The 21,213-nt window shown below is 72.2% G+C and carries 22 protein-coding genes and 1 riboswitch; of the genes, 13 read left to right on the top strand and 9 right to left on the bottom strand.

Going from position 1 to position 21,213, the window contains the following annotated elements; genetic code table 11:
* The first annotated feature begins 18 nt into the window (after nt 1-18).
* From SVTN_RS41900 to SVTN_RS06230, 5 genes are all read left to right on the top strand, one after another.
* Nucleotides 19-960 carry an FHA domain-containing protein gene (locus tag SVTN_RS41900; RefSeq protein WP_179199931.1) on the top strand — a complete coding sequence of 314 codons (942 nt, stop codon included), beginning with the start codon at nt 19-21 and terminating at the stop codon, nt 958-960.
* Nucleotides 961-991: 31 nt separating this feature from the next.
* Nucleotides 992-1,738 carry a transcriptional regulator FtsR gene (gene ftsR / locus SVTN_RS06245; RefSeq protein ID WP_041128156.1) on the top strand — a complete coding sequence of 249 codons (747 nt, stop codon included), beginning with the start codon at nt 992-994 and terminating at the stop codon, nt 1,736-1,738.
* A gap of 87 nt (nt 1,739-1,825) precedes the next feature.
* A complete protein-coding gene (locus SVTN_RS06240) occupies nt 1,826-2,299 on the top strand; it encodes a bifunctional nuclease family protein (RefSeq protein WP_030686418.1) in 474 nt (157 codons plus the stop codon).
* A 192-nt stretch (nt 2,300-2,491) separates the two neighbouring features.
* The gene (locus tag SVTN_RS06235; RefSeq protein ID WP_174518237.1) at nt 2,492-3,109 is read left to right on the top strand and encodes a MerR family transcriptional regulator; all 618 of its coding nucleotides are present in this window, start codon (nt 2,492-2,494) and stop codon (nt 3,107-3,109) included.
* Between the two features lie 164 nt (nt 3,110-3,273).
* Nucleotides 3,274-4,641 carry a DNA polymerase IV gene (locus SVTN_RS06230; RefSeq protein WP_041128154.1) on the top strand — a complete coding sequence of 456 codons (1,368 nt, stop codon included), beginning with the start codon at nt 3,274-3,276 and terminating at the stop codon, nt 4,639-4,641.
* Between the two features lie 54 nt (nt 4,642-4,695).
* Here SVTN_RS06230 and SVTN_RS06225 read toward each other — a convergent pair whose 3' ends face one another.
* Nucleotides 4,696-5,070, bottom strand: coding sequence for a PRC-barrel domain-containing protein (locus tag SVTN_RS06225; RefSeq protein ID WP_041128153.1), 375 nt, complete (start codon nt 5,068-5,070; stop codon nt 4,696-4,698).
* A 113-nt stretch (nt 5,071-5,183) separates the two neighbouring features.
* Nucleotides 5,184-5,283: riboswitch (glycine riboswitch) on the top strand.
* Between the two features lie 180 nt (nt 5,284-5,463).
* Here SVTN_RS06225 and gcvP point away from each other — a divergent pair.
* Nucleotides 5,464-8,349, top strand: coding sequence for an aminomethyl-transferring glycine dehydrogenase (gcvP, locus tag SVTN_RS06220; RefSeq protein WP_041128152.1), 2,886 nt, complete (start codon nt 5,464-5,466; stop codon nt 8,347-8,349).
* Nucleotides 8,350-8,428: 79 nt separating this feature from the next.
* On the opposite strand, the gene SVTN_RS06215 is transcribed toward gcvP, so the two are convergent.
* On the bottom strand, nt 8,429-8,635 hold the full coding sequence (locus SVTN_RS06215; RefSeq protein WP_017238438.1) for a DUF5999 family protein: 207 nt from the start codon (nt 8,633-8,635) through the stop codon (nt 8,429-8,431).
* A gap of 333 nt (nt 8,636-8,968) precedes the next feature.
* Nucleotides 8,969-9,559 carry a hypothetical protein gene (locus SVTN_RS06210; RefSeq protein WP_041128151.1) on the bottom strand — a complete coding sequence of 197 codons (591 nt, stop codon included), beginning with the start codon at nt 9,557-9,559 and terminating at the stop codon, nt 8,969-8,971.
* Between the two features lie 480 nt (nt 9,560-10,039).
* Here SVTN_RS06210 and SVTN_RS06205 point away from each other — a divergent pair, with 480 nt between their 5' ends.
* Entirely contained in the window at nt 10,040-11,539 is a 1,500-nt protein-coding gene (locus tag SVTN_RS06205) for a glutamate-cysteine ligase family protein (RefSeq protein WP_041128150.1), read from the top strand.
* A 126-nt stretch (nt 11,540-11,665) separates the two neighbouring features.
* A complete protein-coding gene (locus SVTN_RS06200) occupies nt 11,666-12,457 on the top strand; it encodes a CPBP family intramembrane glutamic endopeptidase (RefSeq protein WP_041133650.1) in 792 nt (263 codons plus the stop codon).
* Nucleotides 12,458-12,517: 60 nt separating this feature from the next.
* Here SVTN_RS06200 and SVTN_RS06195 read toward each other — a convergent pair whose 3' ends face one another.
* The 4 genes from SVTN_RS06195 to SVTN_RS06180 form a co-directional block, all read right to left on the bottom strand.
* Complete coding sequence (locus SVTN_RS06195) at nt 12,518-13,327, bottom strand: PhzF family phenazine biosynthesis protein (protein WP_041128149.1); 810 nt, start codon at nt 13,325-13,327, stop codon at nt 12,518-12,520.
* Nucleotides 13,328-13,410: 83 nt separating this feature from the next.
* Nucleotides 13,411-13,959 carry a GNAT family N-acetyltransferase gene (locus tag SVTN_RS06190; protein WP_041128148.1) on the bottom strand — a complete coding sequence of 183 codons (549 nt, stop codon included), beginning with the start codon at nt 13,957-13,959 and terminating at the stop codon, nt 13,411-13,413.
* Nucleotides 13,956-14,705, bottom strand: a complete 750-nt coding sequence (locus tag SVTN_RS06185) for a GNAT family N-acetyltransferase (RefSeq protein WP_041133649.1) — start codon at nt 14,703-14,705, stop codon at nt 13,956-13,958. The genes SVTN_RS06190 and SVTN_RS06185 overlap by 4 nt, the downstream gene beginning before the upstream one ends.
* Nucleotides 14,706-14,725: 20 nt before the next feature.
* On the bottom strand, nt 14,726-15,442 hold the full coding sequence (locus SVTN_RS06180) for a TioE family transcriptional regulator (protein ID WP_041128147.1): 717 nt from the start codon (nt 15,440-15,442) through the stop codon (nt 14,726-14,728).
* 69 nt (nt 15,443-15,511) lie between these two features.
* On the opposite strand from SVTN_RS06180, the gene SVTN_RS06175 reads away from it, so the two are divergent.
* Together SVTN_RS06175 and SVTN_RS06170 are read left to right on the top strand one after the other, a co-directional pair.
* Entirely contained in the window at nt 15,512-16,714 is a 1,203-nt protein-coding gene (locus SVTN_RS06175) for an erythromycin esterase family protein (RefSeq protein ID WP_041128146.1), read from the top strand.
* A 110-nt stretch (nt 16,715-16,824) separates the two neighbouring features.
* Entirely contained in the window at nt 16,825-17,442 is a 618-nt protein-coding gene (locus SVTN_RS06170) for a helix-turn-helix transcriptional regulator (protein ID WP_078908232.1), read from the top strand.
* A 64-nt stretch (nt 17,443-17,506) separates the two neighbouring features.
* On the opposite strand, the gene SVTN_RS06165 is transcribed toward SVTN_RS06170, so the two are convergent.
* Entirely contained in the window at nt 17,507-17,935 is a 429-nt protein-coding gene (locus SVTN_RS06165; protein WP_041128144.1) for a type II toxin-antitoxin system Rv0910 family toxin, read from the bottom strand.
* A gap of 69 nt (nt 17,936-18,004) precedes the next feature.
* Nucleotides 18,005-18,229 (bottom strand): hypothetical protein, encoded by a 225-nt coding sequence (locus tag SVTN_RS06160; protein ID WP_041128143.1) that lies wholly within the window; start codon nt 18,227-18,229, stop codon nt 18,005-18,007.
* Between the two features lie 196 nt (nt 18,230-18,425).
* On the opposite strand from SVTN_RS06160, the gene SVTN_RS06155 reads away from it, so the two are divergent.
* The 3 genes from SVTN_RS06155 to SVTN_RS06145 all read left to right on the top strand — a co-directional run bounded on the left by SVTN_RS06155 (nt 18,426) and on the right by SVTN_RS06145 (nt 21,201).
* Nucleotides 18,426-19,001 carry a Clp protease N-terminal domain-containing protein gene (locus SVTN_RS06155; RefSeq protein ID WP_041128142.1) on the top strand — a complete coding sequence of 192 codons (576 nt, stop codon included), beginning with the start codon at nt 18,426-18,428 and terminating at the stop codon, nt 18,999-19,001.
* Between the two features lie 41 nt (nt 19,002-19,042).
* Complete coding sequence (locus SVTN_RS06150) at nt 19,043-20,059, top strand: EamA family transporter (RefSeq protein WP_041128141.1); 1,017 nt, start codon at nt 19,043-19,045, stop codon at nt 20,057-20,059.
* 176 nt (nt 20,060-20,235) lie between these two features.
* Nucleotides 20,236-21,201 carry a DMT family transporter gene (locus tag SVTN_RS06145; protein WP_041128140.1) on the top strand — a complete coding sequence of 322 codons (966 nt, stop codon included), beginning with the start codon at nt 20,236-20,238 and terminating at the stop codon, nt 21,199-21,201.
* Nucleotides 21,202-21,213: the final 12 nt, after the last annotated feature.

Raw genomic sequence — 21,213 nt, 5'->3', positions numbered from 1 at the left:
GGTGGTGCGTGGTGGAAACTGTCCGGAGGATACGGACGTTGTGAAGGTGTCCGGGTCGGCAGGTGTGAAGGATCTCGGTTCGTCCTGCCCCACGGGCGGGTCTGTTTCGGTCAAGGGGAATCGCCCGTGAGTTTTTTTGCGAAGTTGTTCGGCAAGAGCGGACGTGAGGACGGCGGCAACGCCAAGCACCGCGCGTCGCGCCACGCCCAGAGCGAGGAGCAGGGTGCCGAGCGCCCGCTGTTCCGTGACGAGGTCGACGGCCGGGGCGGTGACATTCCGGGCGCCCAGGGCGCGTCGTCTGTTGACCCTGCCGGTGCCGCCCGCATAGGTTTCGGAGAACCATCAACCTCAAGTACGGGTGGAGGGTTTACGCCCGACCCGTACGCGACACAGACCTCCGCGGGGCAGCCGCGGCAGGAGGATGCGTCCATGCCGGTGTGTACGAGGTGCGGTCACCGCAACGCGGCCGACAGCCGGTTCTGCTCTCACTGCGGCACGCCGCTGCGGGGCGGGATCGCTCCCGAGCGCGCGTCGGAGACGACGTCGACGATCTCCATCTCGGGGCTCGAGGCGTACGACGCGGAGGTCACCGGCCAGACCGCGCTTCCGTCGCTGTCGCCCGAGGCGCTCGCCGCCGTGGAGGCGCTGCCTTCGGGTTCCGCGCTCCTCGTGGTGCGTCGGGGTCCGAACTCGGGCAGCCGGTTCCTGCTCGACGCCGATCTGACGACGGCCGGCCGTCACCCGCAGAGCGACATCTTCCTGGACGACTTCACGGTCTCCCGGCGGCATGTCGAGTTCCGGCGGGCGCAGGACGGCAGCTTCACCGTCGCCGACGTCGGCAGCCTCAACGGCACGTACGTCAACCGTGAGCCGATCGACTCGGTCGTCCTGTCCAACGGCGACGAGGTGCAGATCGGCAAGTACCGGCTGGTCTTCTACTCGAGCCAGCGAGGCGTGTGACGCCTCGGGGAAGCCCCTTCAGGGAAGGTCCATGCTGCGAACACCGACGGGCGGTGCCGGATCCGGCACCGCCACCGCGGGCGACCGGCTGGTCAGCATCGGCACGGTGCTGAACCAGCTGCGCGACGAATTTCCCGAAGTGACGATCTCCAAGATCCGGTTCCTGGAGGCCGAGGGGCTGGTCGAGCCCCGGCGGACGGCCTCCGGATACCGGAAGTTCAGCCCGCAGGACGTGGAGCGGCTCGCCCGCATCCTGCGGATGCAGCGGGACCACTACCTTCCGCTGAAGGTCATCCGAGAGCACCTCGACGCCCTCGAACGGGGCGAGCAGATCAAGCTCCCGGCGCCCGGACGCCGGCGGGACCTGCTCGAAGGGTCCTGGGAGCAGGACGAGGCGGAGGTGCCGGCCGCCGTGCGGCTGGGGCGGGCCGAGCTGATCGCCGCCGCCGAGGTGACCGAGACCGAGCTCGCCGAGTGGGAGTCGTACGGTCTGATCGCCGAGGCGGAGGGCGGCGGCTACGACGCCGAGACCGTCACCGTCGCCAGGCTCGTCGCGGACCTCGGGCGATTCGGTCTGGAGCCCCGGCACCTGCGGGCCGTCAAGGCGGCCGCCGACCGGGAGGCCGGGCTGATCGAGCAGGTGGTCGCGCCGCTGCGCCGGCACCGTAACCCGCAGACCAGGGCCCATGCGGAGGCCACCGCGCAGGAGCTCGCCGCGCAGTCGGTGCGGCTGCACGCGGCCCTCGTCCAGACCGCGCTGGGGATCCGGCTGCAGTGATCCGAAAGGGCGCTCGGAGGGCGCTCAGGCAGGGGTCGTGGAGGGCCCGACTATCCAAACCGGTCGGGCACGTCCTAGGGTTGCTGTGTGAACGAGCTCGACGTTGTGGGTGTCCGGGTGGAAATGCCCTCCAACCAGCCGATCGTGCTCCTGCGTGAAGTGGGAGGCGATCGGTACCTCCCCATCTGGATCGGACCGGGGGAGGCGACCGCGATCGCCTTCGCCCAGCAGGGGATGGCCCCGCCGCGGCCGCTGACGCACGACCTGTTCAAGGACGTGCTGGAGGCCGTGGGACAGGAGCTCACCGAGGTCCGCATCACGGATCTGCGTGACGGGGTCTTCTACGCCGAGCTGGTCTTCGCCAGCGGCGTGGAGGTGAGCGCGCGGCCGTCGGACGCGATAGCACTGGCCCTTCGGACCGGGACGCCGATCTTCGGCAGCGACGGTGTGCTGGACGACGCCGGTATCGCGATTCCGGACGAGCAGGAGGACGAGGTGGAGAAGTTCCGCGAGTTCCTCGACCAGATCTCACCGGAGGACTTCGGGAGCAGCAGCCAGTGAGGCGCAGCGGCGCGGCCGGAGGCCGTCCGCGGGGTGCCGTCAGAGCATTCGACTAGCCTTTCCCCGGAGAGGGACACGCGAAACCACTCTCAGGGTGATTATCACTCGGCGTGCCGAGTGTGGCGATCGTTGACGCACCCCGAGTGACTGCCTACCTTCGTGTGGGCAGGTCAAGGACGGAGGGTCGGCGTGATGAGCAGCGCGGACGGTACGGCAGGGAGCTCGCTCGGACGCGTGTCCGGGGAGAGCGGTCCGTATCCGCTTCACGGCAGTGTGGGCGACTTCGGGACGGACACCGGTGCCGGCGTCGCCGACGCGGCGATCGGCTACCGCGGGCCGACGGCCTGCGCGGCCGCCGGGATCACCTATCGCCAACTGGACTACTGGGCGCGCACCGGACTCGTGGAGCCGAGCGTGCGACCCGCGTACGGGTCGGGGACGCAGCGGCTGTACAGCTTCCGCGACGTCGTCGTACTGAAGATCGTCAAGCGTTTCCTCGACACCGGAGTGGCCCTCCAGAACATCCGGGCCGCGGTGCAGCACCTGCGCGCCCGGGGCTTCCGGGACCTGGAGCGGATGACGCTCATGAGCGACGGGGCCACGGTGTACGAGTGCTCCTCGCCCGACGAGGTCGTCGACCTCCTCCAGGGCGGGCAGGGCGTCTTCGGCATCGCCGTGGGGGTCGTCTGGCGGGACGTCGAGGCCGCGCTCTCGCAGCTCCACGGGGAGCGGGTCGACACCGGCGAGACGCTGATCGGGCACAACCCCGGCGACGAGCTGGCGCGGCGGCGGCGCGACAAGGCGGTCTGAGCGAGGCGGGCTGAGCAAGGCGACCTGAGCGAGGCGGTCCGAGCTAGGCGGTCCGAGCAAGGCGGGCTGAGGGCGGCTTTCGGCCTTCGGGGCGCCTCGGGTCCGGCGGAGTGCCCGGGCGTTCCTCGGGGGCGTTGTCAGTGGCGTAGGGCAGCATCGGACGTGTGAGAGCCGCGCCCACCATCCTGCATCTCGACATGGATGCCTTCTTCGCCGCAGCCGAGCAGGCGTCGAAGCCCAGCCTGCGTGGAAAACCCGTGATCGTCGGCGGCCTCGGGCCGCGGGGCGTGGTCGCCACCGCCTCCTACGAGGCCCGGCGCTTCGGGGTGCACTCGGCCATGCCGATGGGCCAGGCGCGGCGGCTCGCACCGAACGCGGCCTATCTCGTGCCGCGCTTCGCCTTCTACCGCTCGATCAGTGACCAGGTCATGGAACTGCTCCGGCGGCTCTCCCCGCTCGTGGAGCCCCTCAGCCTCGACGAGGCCTTCGTCGACCTCGAAGCCGGTGGTGTCGCCGACGACGGTGCGAGCGCCCGGGCCGCGGGGGAGCAGCTGCGGGGCGACATCCTCGCGACGACGGGGCTCACCGGGTCCGTGGGGCTCGCCGGGTCCAAGATGATCGCGAAGATCGCCTCCGAGGAGGCCAAGCCGGACGGGCTCGTCCTCATCGAGCCCGGGACCGAGCGGGAGCTGCTCGGGCCGCGCTCGGTACGGATCCTGCCCGGGGTCGGACCGGCCACGGGGGAGCACCTGCGGCGCGCCGGGATGACCACCGTCGCCGACCTCGTGGAGGCGGGCGAGGACGAGCTCGTACGGCTCCTGGGGCGGGCGCACGGGGCCTCGCTGTACCGGATGGCCCAGGGGTACGACGACCGGCCCGTGGTGGCCGAGAGGGACGCCAAGTCGGTGTCGGTCGAGGACACCTTCGACGTGGACCTGCACGACCGGGTGCGGATCCGGATCGAGGTCGAACGGCTCGCGGACCGGTGCGTGGGGAGGCTGCGGGCCTCCGGGCACTCCGGGCGGACCATCGTCCTGAAGGTGCGGCGGTACGACTTCTCGACCCTCACCCGGTCCGAGACGCTGCGGGGGCCCACGGACGACCCGGGCGTCGTCAGGGAGGCCGCGGGGCGGCTCCTGGAGGCCGTGGACACGACCGGGGGCGTGCGGTTGCTGGGGGTGGGGGTGAGCGGGCTCGCGGACTACACGCAGGAGGACCTGTTCGCCCAGGCGGAGGCCGAGGCCTCGGAGCGGCCGGCGGAGGAGGAGGCCGCGCCCGAGGAGGCCGCGGAGGCGGTGGCGGCGCCTTCCACCGCGACGGAGACCGCCGAGCGGGGCTGGATGCCGGGGCGCGACGTGCGGCACGCCGTGTACGGGGCCGGCTGGGTCCAGGGGAGCGGGGTCGGGCGGGTCACGGTGCGGTTCGAGGAGCCGTGGTCCGGGCCGGGCCGGGTGCGGACGTTCTCCGTGGACGACCCGGAGCTCGAGCCCTCGGAGCCGTTGCCGCTGGTGCGGGGGGACGCGGCGGCGTGACCCGCACCGGCCGTGCGGTGCGGGTCGTGCCGGTGGACGCGTCGTCCGGGGGCCTCAGGCGCCGTCCTGGCCCGCCAGGCGGCCGAAGTCCTTGTCCGGGACGTCCGGGGGCGGGGGCGGGAGGGACAGGCTGTAGTGGCGGTAGAGCTGGAGTTCCTGCTCGGGGGAGAGGTGGCGGCCCACGCCGAAGTCCGGGGCGTCCTTGATCAGGGCCTTCTCGTACGGGATGTGGAGCCCGTCGTCGAGCAGGGCGCTCGGCTCCAGGGGGACGAAGGCGTCCCGGCTGAACAGGCCCGTGCGGACCGCTGCCCATTCGGGGATGCCGGTCGCGTCGTCCAGGTACACCTCGTCCACGGTTCCGATCTTGTGTCCGTTCCGGTCGAACGCCTTGCGGCCGATCAGGCTGCGCGGATCGATATCGGTCTGCACGGTCCCTCCAACTGGTCGCAACTGCTCTACACCCCTACGAAAGTGCACAACTGGGATGTCGGCCACTTGAGCGATGGGAGCCGCAACCTCGCTGGTAGGCTGGTTGTGGCTGTCGACCCCGTGCGGGAGAGTCCCCCGGAGAAACCTTCCGGTGGGCGCCGAAGGAGCAAATCCTCCCCGGAATCTCTCAGGCCCCTGTACCGCGCGGACGAGGTCACTCTGGAAAGCAGAGCGGAATGTCCGACGGCATTTCGCTCTCACCGACGGTGAAAGCCGGCGGGCCGCGAGGCGTGCCGGTGAAACTCTCAGGTTGAGATGACAGAGGGGGAGGCCGTCCGGGTACCCGCGCCGTGGTGCCCCTCGCAGGTCGTGACGACCAGGAGGCCTCCGTACATGACCGCCAACCGCACTCCGCTCTCCGAGCTCGAACAGGGCATCCCGTTCGAGCAGCGGCACATCGGGCCCGACGCCGAGGCGCGGGCCAAGATGCTCGCCCAGGTCGGTTACGGCTCCCTCGACGAGCTCACGGCCGCCGCGGTGCCGGACGTCATCAAGAACGCCGAGGCGCTTGGCCTGCCGGCCGCGCGCACCGAGGCCGAGGTCCTCGCCGAGCTGCGCACGCTCGCCGACCGCAACCAGGTCCTCGCCCCGATGATCGGTCTCGGCTACTACGGGACCTTCACCCCGCCGGTCATCCTCCGGAACGTCATGGAGAACCCCGCCTGGTACACGGCCTACACGCCGTACCAGCCCGAGATCTCCCAGGGCCGCCTGGAGGCCCTGCTGAACTTCCAGACCATGGTCGCCGACCTCACCGGTCTGCCCACCTCCGGCGCCTCCCTCCTCGACGAGGGCACCGCCGCCGCCGAGGCCATGGCGCTCTCCCGCCGTGTCGGCAAGGTCAAGAACGGTGTCTTCCTCGTCGACGCCGACGCCCTGCCGCAGACCATCGCCGTCATCGAGACCCGCGCCGAGCCGACCGGCGTCGAGGTCGTCGTCGCCGACCTGAGCGCCGGCATCCCCGCCGAGGTCGCCGAGCGCGGCGTCTTCGGCGTGCTCATCCAGTACCCGGGTGCCTCCGGTGCCGTCCGCGACATCAAGCCGCTGATCGACGCCGCCCACGAGCTCGGCGCGATCGTCACCGTCGCCGCCGACCTGCTCGCGCTCACCCTGCTCACCTCGCCGGGCGAGCTCGGCGCCGACATCGCCGTCGGCACGACGCAGCGCTTCGGCGTCCCCATGGGCTTCGGCGGTCCGCACGCCGGCTACATGGCCGTCCAGGACAAGCACGCCCGCTCCCTGCCCGGCCGCCTCGTGGGCGTGTCCGTCGACGCCGACGGCAACCGCGCCTACCGCCTGGCCCTGCAGACCCGCGAGCAGCACATCCGCCGCGAGAAGGCCACCAGCAACATCTGCACCGCCCAGGTGCTGCTCGCCGTCATGGCCGGCATGTACGCCGTCTACCACGGCCCGGACGGTCTGAAGCAGATCGCCGAGCGCACGCACCGCTACGCCGCCGTCCTCGCCGCCGGGCTCACCGCCGGTGGCGTCGAGGTCGTCCACGGCTCGTTCTTCGACACCCTCACCGTCCGCGTGCCCGGCAAGGCCGACGAGGTCGTCGCCGCCGCCCGCGAGGCCGGGGTGAACCTCCACCGCGTCGACGCCGACCTCGTCTCGGTCTCCTGCGACGAGACCACCGGGCGCGAGCAGCTCGCCGCCGTCTGGGGCGCCTTCGGCGTCGCCGGCGACATCGAGGCCCTGGACGCCGCCACCGAGGACGCGCTGCCCGCCGGTCTGCTGCGCTCCGACGCGTACCTGACCCACCCGGTCTTCCACGCGCACCGCTCCGAGACCTCGATGCTGCGCTACCTGCGCAAGCTCGCGGACCGCGACTACGCCCTCGACCGCGGCATGATCCCGCTCGGCTCCTGCACCATGAAGCTGAACGCGACCACCGAGATGGAGCCGGTGACCTGGCCCGAGTTCGGCCAGATCCACCCCTTCGCCCCGATCGAGCAGGCGCAGGGCTACGTCACCCTCATCACCGAGCTGGAGGAGCGCCTCGCCGAGGTCACCGGCTACGACAAGGTGTCGATCCAGCCGAACGCCGGTTCGCAGGGCGAGCTGGCCGGTCTCCTCGCCGTCCGCGCCTACCACCGCGCCAACGGGGACGAGCAGCGCACCGTGTGCCTCATCCCGTCCTCCGCGCACGGCACCAACGCCGCCTCCGCGGTGATGGCCGGCATGAAGGTCGTCGTCGTCAAGACCGCCGACGACGGCGAGGTCGACGTCGAGGACCTGCGCGCCAAGATCGCCCAGTACCGCGACGAGCTGTCCGTGCTGATGATCACCTACCCGTCCACGCACGGTGTGTTCGAGGAGCACGTCGCCGACATCTGCGCCGAGGTCCACGAGGCCGGCGGCCAGGTGTACGTCGACGGCGCCAACCTGAACGCGCTGGTCGGTCTGGCCAAGCCGGGTCACTTCGGCGGCGACGTCTCGCACCTGAACCTGCACAAGACCTTCTGCATCCCGCACGGCGGCGGCGGCCCCGGCGTCGGCCCGGTCGGCGTCCGCGCCCACCTCGCCCCGTACCTGCCGAACCACCCGCTCCAGCCCACCGCGGGCCCGGAGACCGGCGTCGGCCCGATCTCGGCCGCCCCCTGGGGCTCCGCCGGCATCCTGCCGATCTCCTGGTCGTACGTGCGCCTCATGGGCGGCGAGGGACTCAAGCGCGCCACCCAGGTCGCCGTCCTCGCGGCGAACTACATCGCCAAGCGCCTGGAGCCGCACTTCCCGGTGCTCTACACCGGTCCGAACGGGCTGGTCGCGCACGAGTGCATCGTCGACATCCGTCCGCTGGCCAAGGCCACCGGCGTCAGCGTCGACGACATCGCCAAGCGCCTCATCGACTACGGCTTCCACGCGCCGACGATGTCCTTCCCGGTGGCCGGCACGCTGATGATCGAGCCGACCGAGTCCGAGGACCTGACCGAGCTCGACCGCTTCTGCGACACGATGATCGCGATCCGCGGCGAGATCGAGAAGGTCGCCTCCGGCCAGTGGCCCGCGGACGACAACCCGCTGCACAACGCCCCGCACACCGCGGCCGCGCTGGGCGGCGAGTGGAACCACCCGTACACCCGTGACGAGGCGGTCTTCCCGGCCGGTGTCTCGGCCGCCGACAAGTACTGGCCGCCGGTGCGCCGCATCGACGGTGCCTTCGGCGACCGGAACCTGGTCTGCTCCTGCCCGCCGCTGGACGAGTACGACAACTGAGCACGGGTCGAGGGCCGGTTCGGAGGGTTTTCCTCCGGGCCGGCCCTCGGCGTTTCCCTCGTACGGTGTCCTGCCGCTTTCAGGCGGCGGTCGTCACCTGTCCCGCGGTCAGCGGCCGGTGCGGGGCGATGATCTGCCCGTCCGGCAGCAGTTCACCGGTGTCCTCGAAGAGCAGGACGCCGTTGCACAGCAGGCTCCAGCCCTGCTCCGGGTGGTGTGCCATCAGTCGGGCCGCCTCCCTGTCGGCGGAGTCGGCGGTCGGACAGGCAGGCTGGTGCTGGCACATGGGTGGGTTCTTTCGCTGCGTCGTGGTGGATGTCCTGCGGCTCTGTGCGCTCATGGCCGCCCCCGTCGGTCGGTTCGGTTCCGGTCCCCAGTCTTGCCCCACGGACGGTCTTCCGCAGGTATTTCGCGACAGCTCGTCCTCTCCTGGGAAGACGCATCACCCGCAGGGGCGGTTCAGGTCAACTGCACCGTCTCTTCGGGTGGTTCGGGGTGGTCCCAGCGGGCTAGTCCGTACGGGAGGGGCGTTCGGGAGGCGTGTTCGGGGGCGCGGATCGGACAGGAGTGCGCCCCGTGACCCGGCCGGGTCACGGGGCGGCGACGCGCGTGCGGTGGATCAGGCGGGCGCCGGCGAGCCCAGGAGGGGCGGCGGCGCGAGTCGTGTACTGAGCACGGGCAGGAGATCGGAGACCTGGTACGGGCGGTGGGCCGCGATCCCCGGGGGTGCGGGGGCCAGGGGCACCATCAGATCGGCCGCGGCCGGGGCGACGGTGGTGCCGTCCGCCTCCGGTCCGGCGTGCAGCCAGAGCGTCAGCATGTAGAGCTCCGGTACGGACAGCAGTCGCGGTTGATACGTGATCGGCAGGGCCTCGGCCTGGAGCAGGGCCCGTTCGGTGGCGGAGACGTACGGCCCCTCGAAGAAGTGGGAGAAGGCCCAGCCGTCCGGGGTGAGCATGGTGTCCGCGGCGGCGATCGCCCGGTCCCCGTTCCGGATCAGGAAGCGCCAGCCGGAGAGCCGGGTGCGGGGTGCGAGCCCCGGTGCTCCGGCGACGCCGAGGACGTGCACGGGCAGGGGGTGTTCGGGGCTCAGCGGTCCCTGTGCGGCCCGCAGTGCGGGAGTTCGCGGCTCGCGGACGGCGGTCGGTGAACCGAGGGCCGCGAGGACACTGCGGAGGGCCGGCGCAGGGGCCGGGGAGGGTCGGAGCATGGTGGGTCGCCTCTCACTCAGGAGACACGGTGATGCGTGGGCAGGTACGACGGCGCTGTCGGCGGCGGGGCCAGAGAGGGGCCATGAGGCCATGGCCGGGCGCCAACACTCTGCCTCGTCCGCGGAGTTTATACGACACGTGTTCACACAGTGTTTCCGCTAGACCTCGCCGATATTCCTGACAAGGCGTCATCAGGCCGTAATCAGGGGGAGTTGAAGCGGAATCGTGAGGAGGGTACCGCTCCCACCTGCGTATTCCCCGTCAAGGCGGACGGCTGAATTCCGACCCGGGCTCTCAGGACAATAGGACATTGGTATATGTCGCGCGTTCCTTGCCTTCGGGATGTGCCGGTGGAGCGCTCCGTCCAGCCTATCTTCCGACAGGCCGGTTCCGCAGGCGTTGTGGATCAGCGGGGTGGGCATCATCGTCCGTGACGCGCGGCCGTCGTGGCGGCTGCCCACTCGGGGAGGGACGCTTCGATGGGGGAGAAGGTCGTGGCCGACGGGTTCGGCCCGTCCGACCGGCAGCAGTACCGGAGAAAGCTCCAGCAGTGTCTCGCGGGGCTCGCGCGACTGCTGGCGGAGAAGAGGTTCGACCGGCCGCGCAATCTCATGGGCGTGGAGATCGAACTCAATCTCGCGGGCGCCGACGGGCTGCCCCGGATGCTGAACGGACCCGTTCTCGAAAAGATCGCCAGCTCCGATTTCCAGACGGAACTCGGAATGTTCAACCTCGAAGTGAACATCGCGCCCCACCAGCTCGACGGTCGCGTATTCGACCGGCTCGCGGAGGAGATCGGAACCGGCATCGGATACGCCGACCGCAAGGCGGCGGAACTCGACGCGGGAGTCGTCATGATCGGCATACTTCCCACGCTCGCCCAGCGCGACCTGGTCCCCGAGAACCTCTCGGACAACGACCGCTACACGCTCCTCAACGACCAGATCCTCGCCGCCCGCGGCGAGGACTTCACCCTCGACATCCACGGTGTCGAACGCCTGCTGTGCACCTCGGAGTCGATCGTGCCCGAGGCGGCCTGCACCTCGGTGCAGCTGCACCTCCAGGTGACGCCGGCCCGGTTCGCCGCGGTGTGGAACGCGGCGCAGGCCGTGTCCGGCGTCCAGATCGCGCTCGGCGCCAACGCGCCCTTCGTCTTCGGCCGCGAGCTGTGGCGCGAGTCCCGCCCGCCGCTCTTCATGCAGGCCACCGACACCCGGCCGCCCGAGCTGCAGTCCCAGGGCGTACGGCCCCGCACCTGGTTCGGGGAGCGGTGGGTGGACTCCGTGTACGACCTCTTCGAGGAGAACGTCCGCTACTTCCCCGCCCTGCTGCCGCTCTGCGACGAGGAGGACCCGCTGCTCGTCCTCGACGAGGGAGGGGTGCCGCGCCTCCAGGAACTGGTCCTGCACAACGGCACCGTCTACCGCTGGAACAGGCCGGTGTACGGGTGGGTCGACGGGGTCCCGCACCTGCGCGTCGAGAACCGGGTCCTGCCGGCAGGACCCACCGTCACCGACGTCATCGCGAACGCGGCCTTCTACTACGGGCTCGTCCGCTCCCTCGCCGACGACCCCCGGCCGATCTGGAAGCGGATGACCTTCCAGGACGCCGAGGCCAACTTCGACACCGCCTGCCGCCACGGCATCGAGGCGGAGCTGCGCTGGCCCCGCTCGGGGCGCGCCGGCGGCATCGCGACCCTGCCGGCCGTACGCCTCGTCCTCGACGAACTGCTGCCGCTCGCCGCGGCGGGGCTCGACGCCTGGCACATCGAACCGGCCGACCGGGACTTCTACCTCGGGGTGATCGAGCAGCGCTGCCTGCGCCGGGTGAACGGCGCCTCCTGGCAGGCCGACACCTTCCACCGCGCCCTGGAGTCGGGCCTCGACCGGGAGGCGGCCCTCGCGGCCACCACCCGGCGGTACCGGACGCTCATGCTGGAGGGCGAGCCGGTGCACACCTGGCCGGTGGGGATCGACTGACCTCCTCCCCGCCCCCGTCCCCGTCCATGGGCGATCATGTCCAGGTGGTCCCGGTCGGCCGGGGCCACCGCAACGGCGTGGGCCCGCGACGGGGAAGTGGAGACAGGTGTGGTGTCGGAGCAACGACTGAGGGACGCTTCCCTGCCCCCCGACGGCCTGCCGCGCGGCGTGCTGCGCTCCGAGACCCTCATCGTGCTCGCGCTCTCGCTCGGCGCGAGCGGGGTGTCGGCGCTCATCAGCTTCATCGGCTCGCTGACCAGGCCGGAGGCGCTGAGGGACCAGGCGGCGAGGCTCAACGGCTCGCACGCTCCCGGGCGTCCCTGGCTCGACCTGTCCTGGCAGCTCTTCGACATCGCCACCGCGCTCGTGCCGGTCGTGCTGGTCGCCCATCTGCTGCTGCGGGAGGGACCGGGAGCACGGGGGCTGCGCACCATCGGCTTCGACCGGACCCGGCCCTGGTCCGACCTCGGGCGCGGGGCCCTGGTCGCCGCCGGGATCGGGAGCGCGGGCCTCGCCTTCTACCTGGCCGCGCAGGCGTCCGGGGGCAATCTGACGGTGGTGCCCGAGTCGCTGCCCGACGTGTGGTGGAAGTACCCGGTGCTCATCCTCTCGGCGATCCAGAACTCCGTCCTGGAGGAGGTCATCGTCGTCGGCTATCTGCTGCGCCGACTGGGCCAGTTGGGGTGGTCGCCGATGGCCGCGCTGGTGGCGAGTTCGGTGCTGCGCGGCTCGTACCACCTCTACCAGGGGATCGGCGGCTTCGTCGGCAACATGGTGATGGGCGTGGTCTTCGTGCTGCTCTACCGCCGCTGGGGGCGGGTCGGGCCGCTGGTCGTGGCGCACGCGCTGCTCGACATCGTGGCCTTCGTCGGGTACGGGCTGCTTGCCGGGAAGGTGGGCTGGCTGCCCACGGTGTGACGGGACGCGGAAGAGGGGGTGACCGGCGTGGGCCGGACACCCCCTCTCACGTCTTGTGCGTCAGGCCCGCAGGTCGCCCTCGATGACCGTGACGGCGTGGCCGTTCAGAAGGGTGCGGTCGCCGTTCAGACGGGTGCGGACGAGGCCCGTGCGGGCGCCGCCCTGGAAGCCCGTGAGCTCCTCGCGGCCGAACCTGGCCGACCAGTACGGGGCGAGCGCGGTGTGGGCGCTGCCCGTCACCGGGTCCTCGTCGATGCCGACGGCCGGGAAGAAGCCGCGCGAGACGAACTCGTACCCGTTGTCCGGGTGCTCGGCCGGGGCGGTGGCGATGACTCCGCGCGAGGACAGGTCCTTCAGGGCGGCGAAGTCCGGAGTGAGGGAGCGGACGGTGGCCTCGTCGCGCAGCTCGACGAGGAGGTCGCCGATGTGGTCGGCCGTGTCGTGGACGGCGACGACCTCGGCGCCGAGCGCCTTCTCCAGGCCCTCGGGGACGGGGATCGGGGTGAGGGAGGAGGTCGGGAAGTCCATCGTGATCGTGCCGTCGGCCTCGGCGGTGGTGATCAGGATGCCGCAGCGGGCCGCGAAGCGGACGGTGCCGGTCGCGGTGCCGGTGGTGTGCAGGACGTGCGCGGTGGCCAGGGTGGCGTGGCCGCACATGTCGACCTCGGTGGTCGGGGTGAACCAGCGCAGGGCCCAGTTCGCCTCGCCGCCGGCGGGCAGCGGGTGGGCGAAGGCCGTCTCGGAGAGGTTGACCTCCGCGGCGACCTTCTGGAGCCAGGCGTCGTCGGGGAAGGAGTCGAGGAGCAGGACTCCGGCGGGGTTGCCGGAGAAGGGCCGGTCGGTGAAGGCGTCGACGATTCGGATGCGCATGCCGTCGACCGTACCGGGGACGGAAAAAGGCGGGCCAAGGCCAATCGCGGAAAACTGGACTCGTTCCCGTGGCAGGGCGCGGGTCACAGGGGCGTCAGGACCATGAGGATCTCGTCGCGGTCGTCGTCGGCGGCCAGGCGCAGGGCTCCGGGCCAGCGGCCGATCTCCCGCCAGCCGAGCCGGCCGTAGAAGTCCTCGAGGCCGGCGCCTCCGCGTGCCGCGAGGCGCAGTTGCTCCAGGCCCATCTCGTCGCGGGCGATCTCCCGGGCGCGCCGCACCAGACCCGCGCCGATGCCCCGGCCTCGTACCCCGAGTCGGGTCTGGACGTGGTGCAGGCTGCCCCAGTGCGCGACCAGTGGATGGGGGTCGCGGCGGAGGCACAGCCAGCCCGCGAGGACGCCGTCGACCGTGGCGACGACGAGACGGCTGCCCGCCGGGTCGAGTCCCGTGACGATCCGGTCGACCGCGGCGGCGACCTCGACCGGGTCGACCGGCGGGAAGGGGAACCCGGCCGCCCCGCCCGCGTCGCTCACCTCGGTCCAGCAGTCGACGAGGGCCGGCGCGAGCCCGTGAGGCAGCGCGTCGGGGGCGGTGAACTGGGTGTAGAGCGGGGTGTCGTCCGTGCCGGTCATCGCAGGAGTGTCGCAGAAGGCCGCGGTGCCGTGAGTTCCAGGGAGAGTTGGGCGCCCAGTTCCTCGAAGCCGAGTGCGGCGGCGACCCGGCGGGAGGCCGGGATCCGCGCGCGCCACTGCGGAAGGAGACCGGCGGCGAGGGCGTGGGCGACCGCCGCCGAGGCCGTCGTACGGGCGAGTCCGCGGCCCCGTGCCTCCGGGGCCGTCAGCACGCTGAGGTGGGCGGTCCGGCGGGGCCAGGCCCGGTATCCGGCGGCGGCCACCACCCGGCCGTCCTCGCGGACCACGAACGCGGGCGAGGTGATGGCGTCCAGGGAGGCCTCCCCGGAGTCGTCCTGGCCGGAGGCCGCTTCGAGGGCGCGCAGTGCCGGGTGGTCGCCGGGGAGCCGTTCCGCCCGTGAGGGGGCGGCGGCCGGGCGGAAGCCTGCCGGGGACGCGTACGACAGCGCCGCCGGGCCGAGCACCCCGGCCACGGGCAGCACCCCGCGAACGGCGGCCGCATCCCCCAGCGCCTCCACCGGCAGCCCCGTCAGGGCGGCGCGCACGGTCGCGGCGGCGCTCCCGTCCGGCACGGTCACGAGCGCCGATCCGCCGAGCGTGACCATCCCGACCCAGCCGGACGGGCACAGCTCCGACTGCGGGGACACGATCACGTTCACCTCGCCCGCGGGCGGGAACGACCGTGGCGCGCGGGCCAGTTCCTCCCACAGGCTTCGGGCTTCGCGCAGAAGCGGATGCGTCGTCATGGCGTCGATCATGCCGGAACTCATCCACGCGCGCGGAGGTACGCCTCCAGTTCCGCGGCCCCGGCGAGCATCGCACGCCCGCGGGCGGACAGCCGGCCGTGCCAGTCGGACAGCGCGGCCTCAAGGGGTTCCAGGCCGCCGGCCGTGCGCACGTGGGCGATCAGCGGGGCGATCTGCTCCAGCGGGTAGCCGCCGCGCCTGAGTTGGCGGGCCAGTCGGGCGTCCCGTACGGCCGCCTCGTCGTAGACCCGGTAACCGGTCCGGGGGTCGCGGCGCGGGTGGACGAGACCGGCCTCCTCCCACTTGCGCAGGGTCGCGGGACGGATGCCGAGCCTTCTCGCGAGCGGCCCGATGAAGGTGGTGCCGCCGGGATCGGGCGCCGTGGCAGGTGCCAGGTCGCTCAGGGCGGTCTCGACCGCCCGGAGGGTCCGCCGGTCGTCGAGGAGTTGGGCGTGGCTCTCGTCGATCAGACGGAACGCCTCGTCGGCCGCGTCCTCGTTCACGGCCCGCATGATCGCCGTCGCCGTCGGGTGGCCGTGGCCGGGCAGCAGGGCCAGGAACGCGCGCAGGGCCCCGGCGTGCAGCGGGGTGTAGGCGCGGTAGCCGGAAGGGGTGCGGTCGGCGGCGGGGAGGATTCCGGCCTCCTCGTAGTTCCTGATCGCCTGCGTCGACAGACCGTGCCCACGTGCCAGGTCGACCGGCCTCAGCCGCTCACCGCTTTGAAGGTTTTTCCCCATGGAGCCGACGATATCGCGGGCCTTTCGCGAAAAAGTCTCCACCGAATGTTCAACGATAGCGTGGAAGGCATGGCGACTGACATCAAGGACACCGCCCATCCCTTCGACGCTGCCTCCGTGATGGGCCTGCTCCCGGCCCGGCCCCGGCTGCTCGCCCTGGGCGAGCCCACCCACCGCGAGGACACCCTGCTCGACCTGCGCAACGAGCTCTTCCAGAAGCTCGTCGAGCGGGAGGGCTACCGGACGATCGCGCTGGAGACCGACTGCCTGCGGGGAACGATCGTGGACGACCACGTCACCTCGGGCTCCCGCACCCTCGACGAGGTCATGGAGCACGGCTTCAGTCACGAGTGGGGTGCCGACGCGGGCAACCGCGAACTCGTGCGCTGGATGCGCGCGTACAACGAGGACCGGCCCGAGGCCGAGCGGCTCCGCTTCGCCGGCTTCGACGGACCGCTGGAGATCGCCGCCGCCGAGAGCCCCCGGCAGGCGCTCATCTTGCTCCACGGATACCTCGCGGCCCACGTGGACGCGGACCTGCTCCCCTGCACTTCGGAGACCCTCGACGAGCTGCTCGGCAGTGACGACCGGTGGACCGAACCCGCCGCGATGATGGACCCGACCCGGTCCGTGGGGCGGTCGGACGGCACCGGCCGGCTGCGGCTGCTCGCCGACGAGCTGGCGGCGCTGCTCGACGAGCAGCGGCCGCACCTGACCGCGGTGAGCACGCCGGAGGAGTGGGACCGGGCCCGCCTGTACGGGCGCACCGCGCTGGGTCTGCTGCGCTACCACCACTGGATGGCCGACACCTCGCCGGCCCGCCTCGCCCGGCTGGTGGCCGTACGGGACCGGATGATGTCCCTCAACCTGCTCGCGCTCGCCGAGCGGGGCCCGACGTTCGTGTATGCCCACAACGCCCACCTCCAGCGGGAGAAGAGCTCGATGCGGATGGGCGGGCGGCCGCTGGAATGGTGGAGCGCCGGTGCGCTGGTGAGCGCCGAGCTCGGCGAGGAGTACGCCTTCGTGGCGACGGCCCTCGGCACCCTCCGGCACCAGGGCGTGGACGCGCCGCCGCCGGACACCGTCGAAGGACTCCTGTACGCGCTCCCGGAGGAGCGCTGCGTCGTCGACGCCCGGCGCCTCGCCGCCGTCCTCGGCGACACGCGGCCCGCGCCGCGGGTGTCCCCCTGGTTCGGCTACGCCCCGCTCGACCCGGCCCGTCTGGCGGACGGCGACGGGCTCGTGTTCGTCAGGGACGTTCCGCAGCTCTAGCACGACCCTCCTCGACCGACCTGTCGGGTATTGCTCGGTGAACAGTTCCGATATATCGTTGAAGCATCGCGACAGTTCGACGACGAAATCTCGATGGAAGGAGAGTTGCGATGCGTTCACATGGACACGACGAGTACGGGCACGGCCGCGGTCGTGGAGGCTGCGGCCCCGGGCCTCGGGGGGACTTCGAAGGGCGGCGTGCCGCGTTCGGGCCGTTCGGGCCCGGGTTCCGCGGTGGGCCGTTCGGCGGGCCCTTCGACAGGCCCGGACGCGGTGGCGGCCGGGGGCGGGCGCGGCGCGGTGACGTGCGCGCCTCGATCCTGGCGCTCCTGAAGGACCGCCCGATGCACGGCTACGAGATGATCCGCGAGATCGGCGAGCGCAGCGACGGGGCCTGGAAGCCCAGTCCCGGCTCGGTCTACCCGACCCTCCAGATGCTGGAGGACGAGGGGCTGATCGTCAGCGAGAGCGAGGGCGGCAAGAAGCTGTTCACGCTCACCGACACCGGGCGCGCCGAGGCCGACCAGGGTCCCGAGGCGCCGTGGGAGGAGGCCGGGCGCGGGGTCGACTGGGACGCCGTGAACGAGATCCGGCAGGCCGGCTTCGGCCTGATGGAGGCGTTCGGGCAGGTCTGGAAGACCGGCAGCGCCGAGCAGCGGCAGAAGGCGGTCACCGTGATCAACGAGGCCCGCAAGAAGCTGTACCTGATCCTCGCCGACGAGCACTGAGATCGACAGGAAGGGCCCCGCGACCACGGTCGCGGGGCCCTTCCGTCACGTCGGACGGTACGGCTCAGGCCACCAGGCCCGAGAGCTTGCGCAGGGACTCGGTCAGCGCCGCCGTCGCCGAGTCCTTGAGCTTGCCCGCCATCAGGGAGACCGCCGCACCGGTGAACTCCCCGTCGATCCGTACCGTCGTCGCGTCCCCGTCCGCCGTCAGGGAGTAGCGCGTGCCGACGACGACCCCCATCGGGCCCTTGCCCCTGATGGCGAACGCCCGCTCGGACTCCAGCTCCTCGACCGTCCACAGGACCTCGGCGGGGAAGCCCATCAGCTTCATGTTCTCCGTGAAGGTGGCGCCCGCCTCCAGGGCGGCCGGGCCGCCGTTCGGGAAGCTGGTGTGGGTGGCGTTCCACTCGCCGTACGAGGAGAAGTCCGTGAGCCGCGCCCAGACCTTTCCGGCCGGTGCCTCGATCCGTGCCTCCGCGCTGACTTCGGCCATGAGACCACCCCTTCACGCGTGCCAACTGGGTTCCGGTGTCGCGGAACGTAGCGGGGCGGCCGTGAACATTCAATACTGATGAACCGTCAGTTCTGCGGCCGTCGGTCCCGTGCCGTCGCCGATCCACCAGATCTCGGCCGCGTCGAAGCTGTCGGAGGCCCGTGGCGCCCCGTCCTCCTCGTGGTGGTGGAAGGCCGCCCAGAACAGATCGGCCGGCAGCGCCTCCCGGGGTGCGTACACCCGGTACACGTACTGCCGCCCGTCGCGCGCGAGCAGACCCACCATCCAGAACACGACCGGAGGACGCGGGGAAGGGGACTCGTGGTTGCAGCGGGGGCGTAAAGCAAGGCGGCGCGCGCCCCTCGGGGGCAACGCGCGCGATCTCATCCGTAAGGAGGAGGAACCGAGCGCCCGTGCCCAACTCCGGTGGGATGCGGACATGCTTCTCCCCGGTGATGTTCCGGCCGTCCTGGCCTGATGAGGTGGGAGGGTGCACCACCATCCCGTCCCGCGCCCTCAGCCGCTCCCGTCCTCCGTCGCCCCGCGCGCGGAGCTCGCGCCCTTCCTGACGCCCTCGCTCGCGACGGTCGTCTCGGGCGCGCGACGCAGGGCGCTCAGGGACGGCGACCGCCAGATCGACACCGCCCACCTCCTGCACTCGCTCATCGAGTCCGACCCCGAGGTCGGTGCCGCCTTCGAGGGCGGACATCAGCTCGCCCGCGTCCTCGGCTACCTCGCCCAGCGGTCCATCGGTTACGGGCTGCGGTGGCAGCGGGTGGAGGAGGAGTCCGCGGCCCGGCGGCTGCTGCCCGCCGCGCGCGGTGCCGAGTCCCCGGGCACTCGTACCTCCCCCTGGTCGCCGGCCGCGGCCGCCGCCCTGGAGGGGGCCTTCCGGCGGGCCGCCGAGCGCGGCGAGCCGCAGGCCCGCGGGATCGACCTGCTCGCCGCCGTCGCCGCCGATCCCGAGAGCCGGGCCGTCGAGGTGCTGCGCCGCGCGGGGGTCGATCCGGCCGCGCTGACCGCCCGCGTCGCCGCGCCGGGAGAGGAGCCGTCTCAACAGGTGTAACGGGGGTTACGCCCCTGACGGCGTCCTGTCATGATGGCCCGATGCACGCGTCTCAGGGGAGAAGCGCCGGCCTGGGACTCGCCCTGGCCTCGGCCTTCGCATTCGGTGGTTCAGGAGTGGCGGCCAAGCCGCTCATCGAGGCGGGACTCGACCCGCTCCACGTGGTGTGGCTCCGGGTCGCCGGCGCTGCGCTCGTCATGCTGCCGGTGGCCTGGCGCCACCGGGACCTCCTGCGCCGCAAACCCGTCCTCCTCGTGGGCTTCGGCCTGCTCGCCGTCGCCGGAGTCCAGGCCTTCTACTTCGCCTCGATCTCCCGCATACCCGTCGGCGTCGCCCTGCTCATCGAGTACCTCGCCCCCGCCCTCGTCCTCGGCTGGGTCCGCTTCGTCCAGCGCCGGCCCGTCACCCGCGCCGCCGCCCTCGGCGTCGTCCTCGCCGCCGGCGGCCTCGCCTGCGTCGTGCAGGTCTGGTCCGGGCTGAGCTTCGACCTCGTCGGCCTGCTCCTGGCCCTCGCCGCCGCCTGCTGCCAGGTCGGCTACTTCGTCCTCTCCGACCAGGGCGCCGACGAGGCCGAACAGGCCGAGCGGGCCGATCCGGTGGGTGTCATCGCGTACGGACTGCTCATCGGCGCGCTCGTCCTCACCGTCGTGGCCCGGCCCTGGGGCATGGACTGGGGCGTCCTCGGCGGGCGCGCCGACATGGACGGGACCAGCGTGCCCGCGTGGCTGCTGATCGGCTGGATCGTGCTGATCGCCACCGTCCTCGCGTACGTCACCGGGGTCATCTCGGTGCGCAAGCTCTCCCCGCAGGTGGCGGGCGTCGTGGCCTGCCTGGAGGCGGTCATCGCGACCGTCCTGGCCTGGATCCTGCTCGGCGAGCACCTGGACGCGCCGCAGATCATCGGCGGCGCGGTGGTCCTGGTCGGGGCCTTCATCGCCCAGTCCTCGACGCCGAAGGCGCCCCCGTCGGAGCCGGTCGCCGGTTCCGGTGCGGTGGCCGGCGCGGAGGGGCCCACGGAGCGGGACGCCGAGTTGTCGGCCGGGCGGACCGCCCCGTAGGGTGCCGGACATGCATTCGACCGTGCTTCCGCCTCCCGCCGCCTAGCGCGCGCGGAGGCTCTCCCCGACGAAGACCGGGCCCGGGCAGGTGACTTCTCACCGCCGGGCGGTTCGTCGCTGCCCGCGCGCGGAGCCCAGCGGCCACCTTTCCCTCCTGTCTTCCACGGAGAACCCACGTGTCGAACTCCTCGGGATCCGCCCTGTCCGTCGGGCGGAGCCTCCTCTATCTGATCGTCGCCGGCATCGCCTGGGGCACGGCCGGTGCCGCCGCCTCGCTGATCTTCCGCGTCAGCGACATGGGCCCGCTGGCCCTCTCCTTCTGGCGCTGCGTCGGCGGCCTCGTCCTGCTGCTCGGCGCGCTGGCGCTGCGGCCCCGGCGCTCCGCCGCCCGCACCGACGGCGCATCGCGCGGCCGGCGGACGGCCCGCATCCTCGGGACGGGGATCGGCCTCACCGTCTTCCAGAGCGCGTACTTCGCCGCCGTCGAGGCCACCGGCCTCGCGGTCGGCACCGTCGTCACCCTGGGCGCGGGGCCCGTCCTCATCGCGATCGGCGCCCGGCTCACCATGGGGGAGCGCCTCGGCCGCGGCGGTGTCGCCGCCGTCGCCGGGGCGCTCGCCGGGCTCTTCGTCCTCGTCCTGGGCGGCGGGGCCGCGGAGGTGCGTCCCCTCGGTGTCGTCCTCGCGGTGGTCTCGGCGGCCGGATACGCGGCGATCACCCTGCTCACCCGGTGGCTCGGCCGCGACGGCGGCGGCACGGACGCCCTGGCGACGACCACCTGGGCCTTCGCGATCGGGACGGTCGGGCTGCTGCCGGCGGCGCTCGCGGAGGGGCTCGTCCCGCACACCGACGCGCCGGTGAGCGTGGTGCTGCTGCTCGTGTACGTGGCGGCGGTGCCGACCGCGCTCGCCTACGCGCTGTACTTCGCCGGGGCGGCCGTCGTCCGGGCCGCCACCGTCTCCGTGATCATGCTCCTGGAGCCGGTGAGCGCGGCCCTGATCGCGGTCTCGCTGCTCGGCGAGCGGCTCACCGCCGCGATCGTGCTCGGCACCCTGCTGCTGCTCGCCGCCGTGACGGGCCTCGCCCTGGCGGAGGCACGGACGGCGGCGGAGGCGCGCAGGCGGGAGCCGGTGGCGGTGTAGATCCCCGGTGGG

It is taken from the genome of Streptomyces vietnamensis (assembly GCF_000830005.1).
Taxonomy (GTDB): Bacteria; Actinomycetota; Actinomycetes; order Streptomycetales; family Streptomycetaceae; genus Streptomyces; species Streptomyces vietnamensis.
The sequence above is the reverse complement of the archived record's forward strand: the minus strand, read 5'-3'. Positions and strand labels throughout refer to the sequence as shown.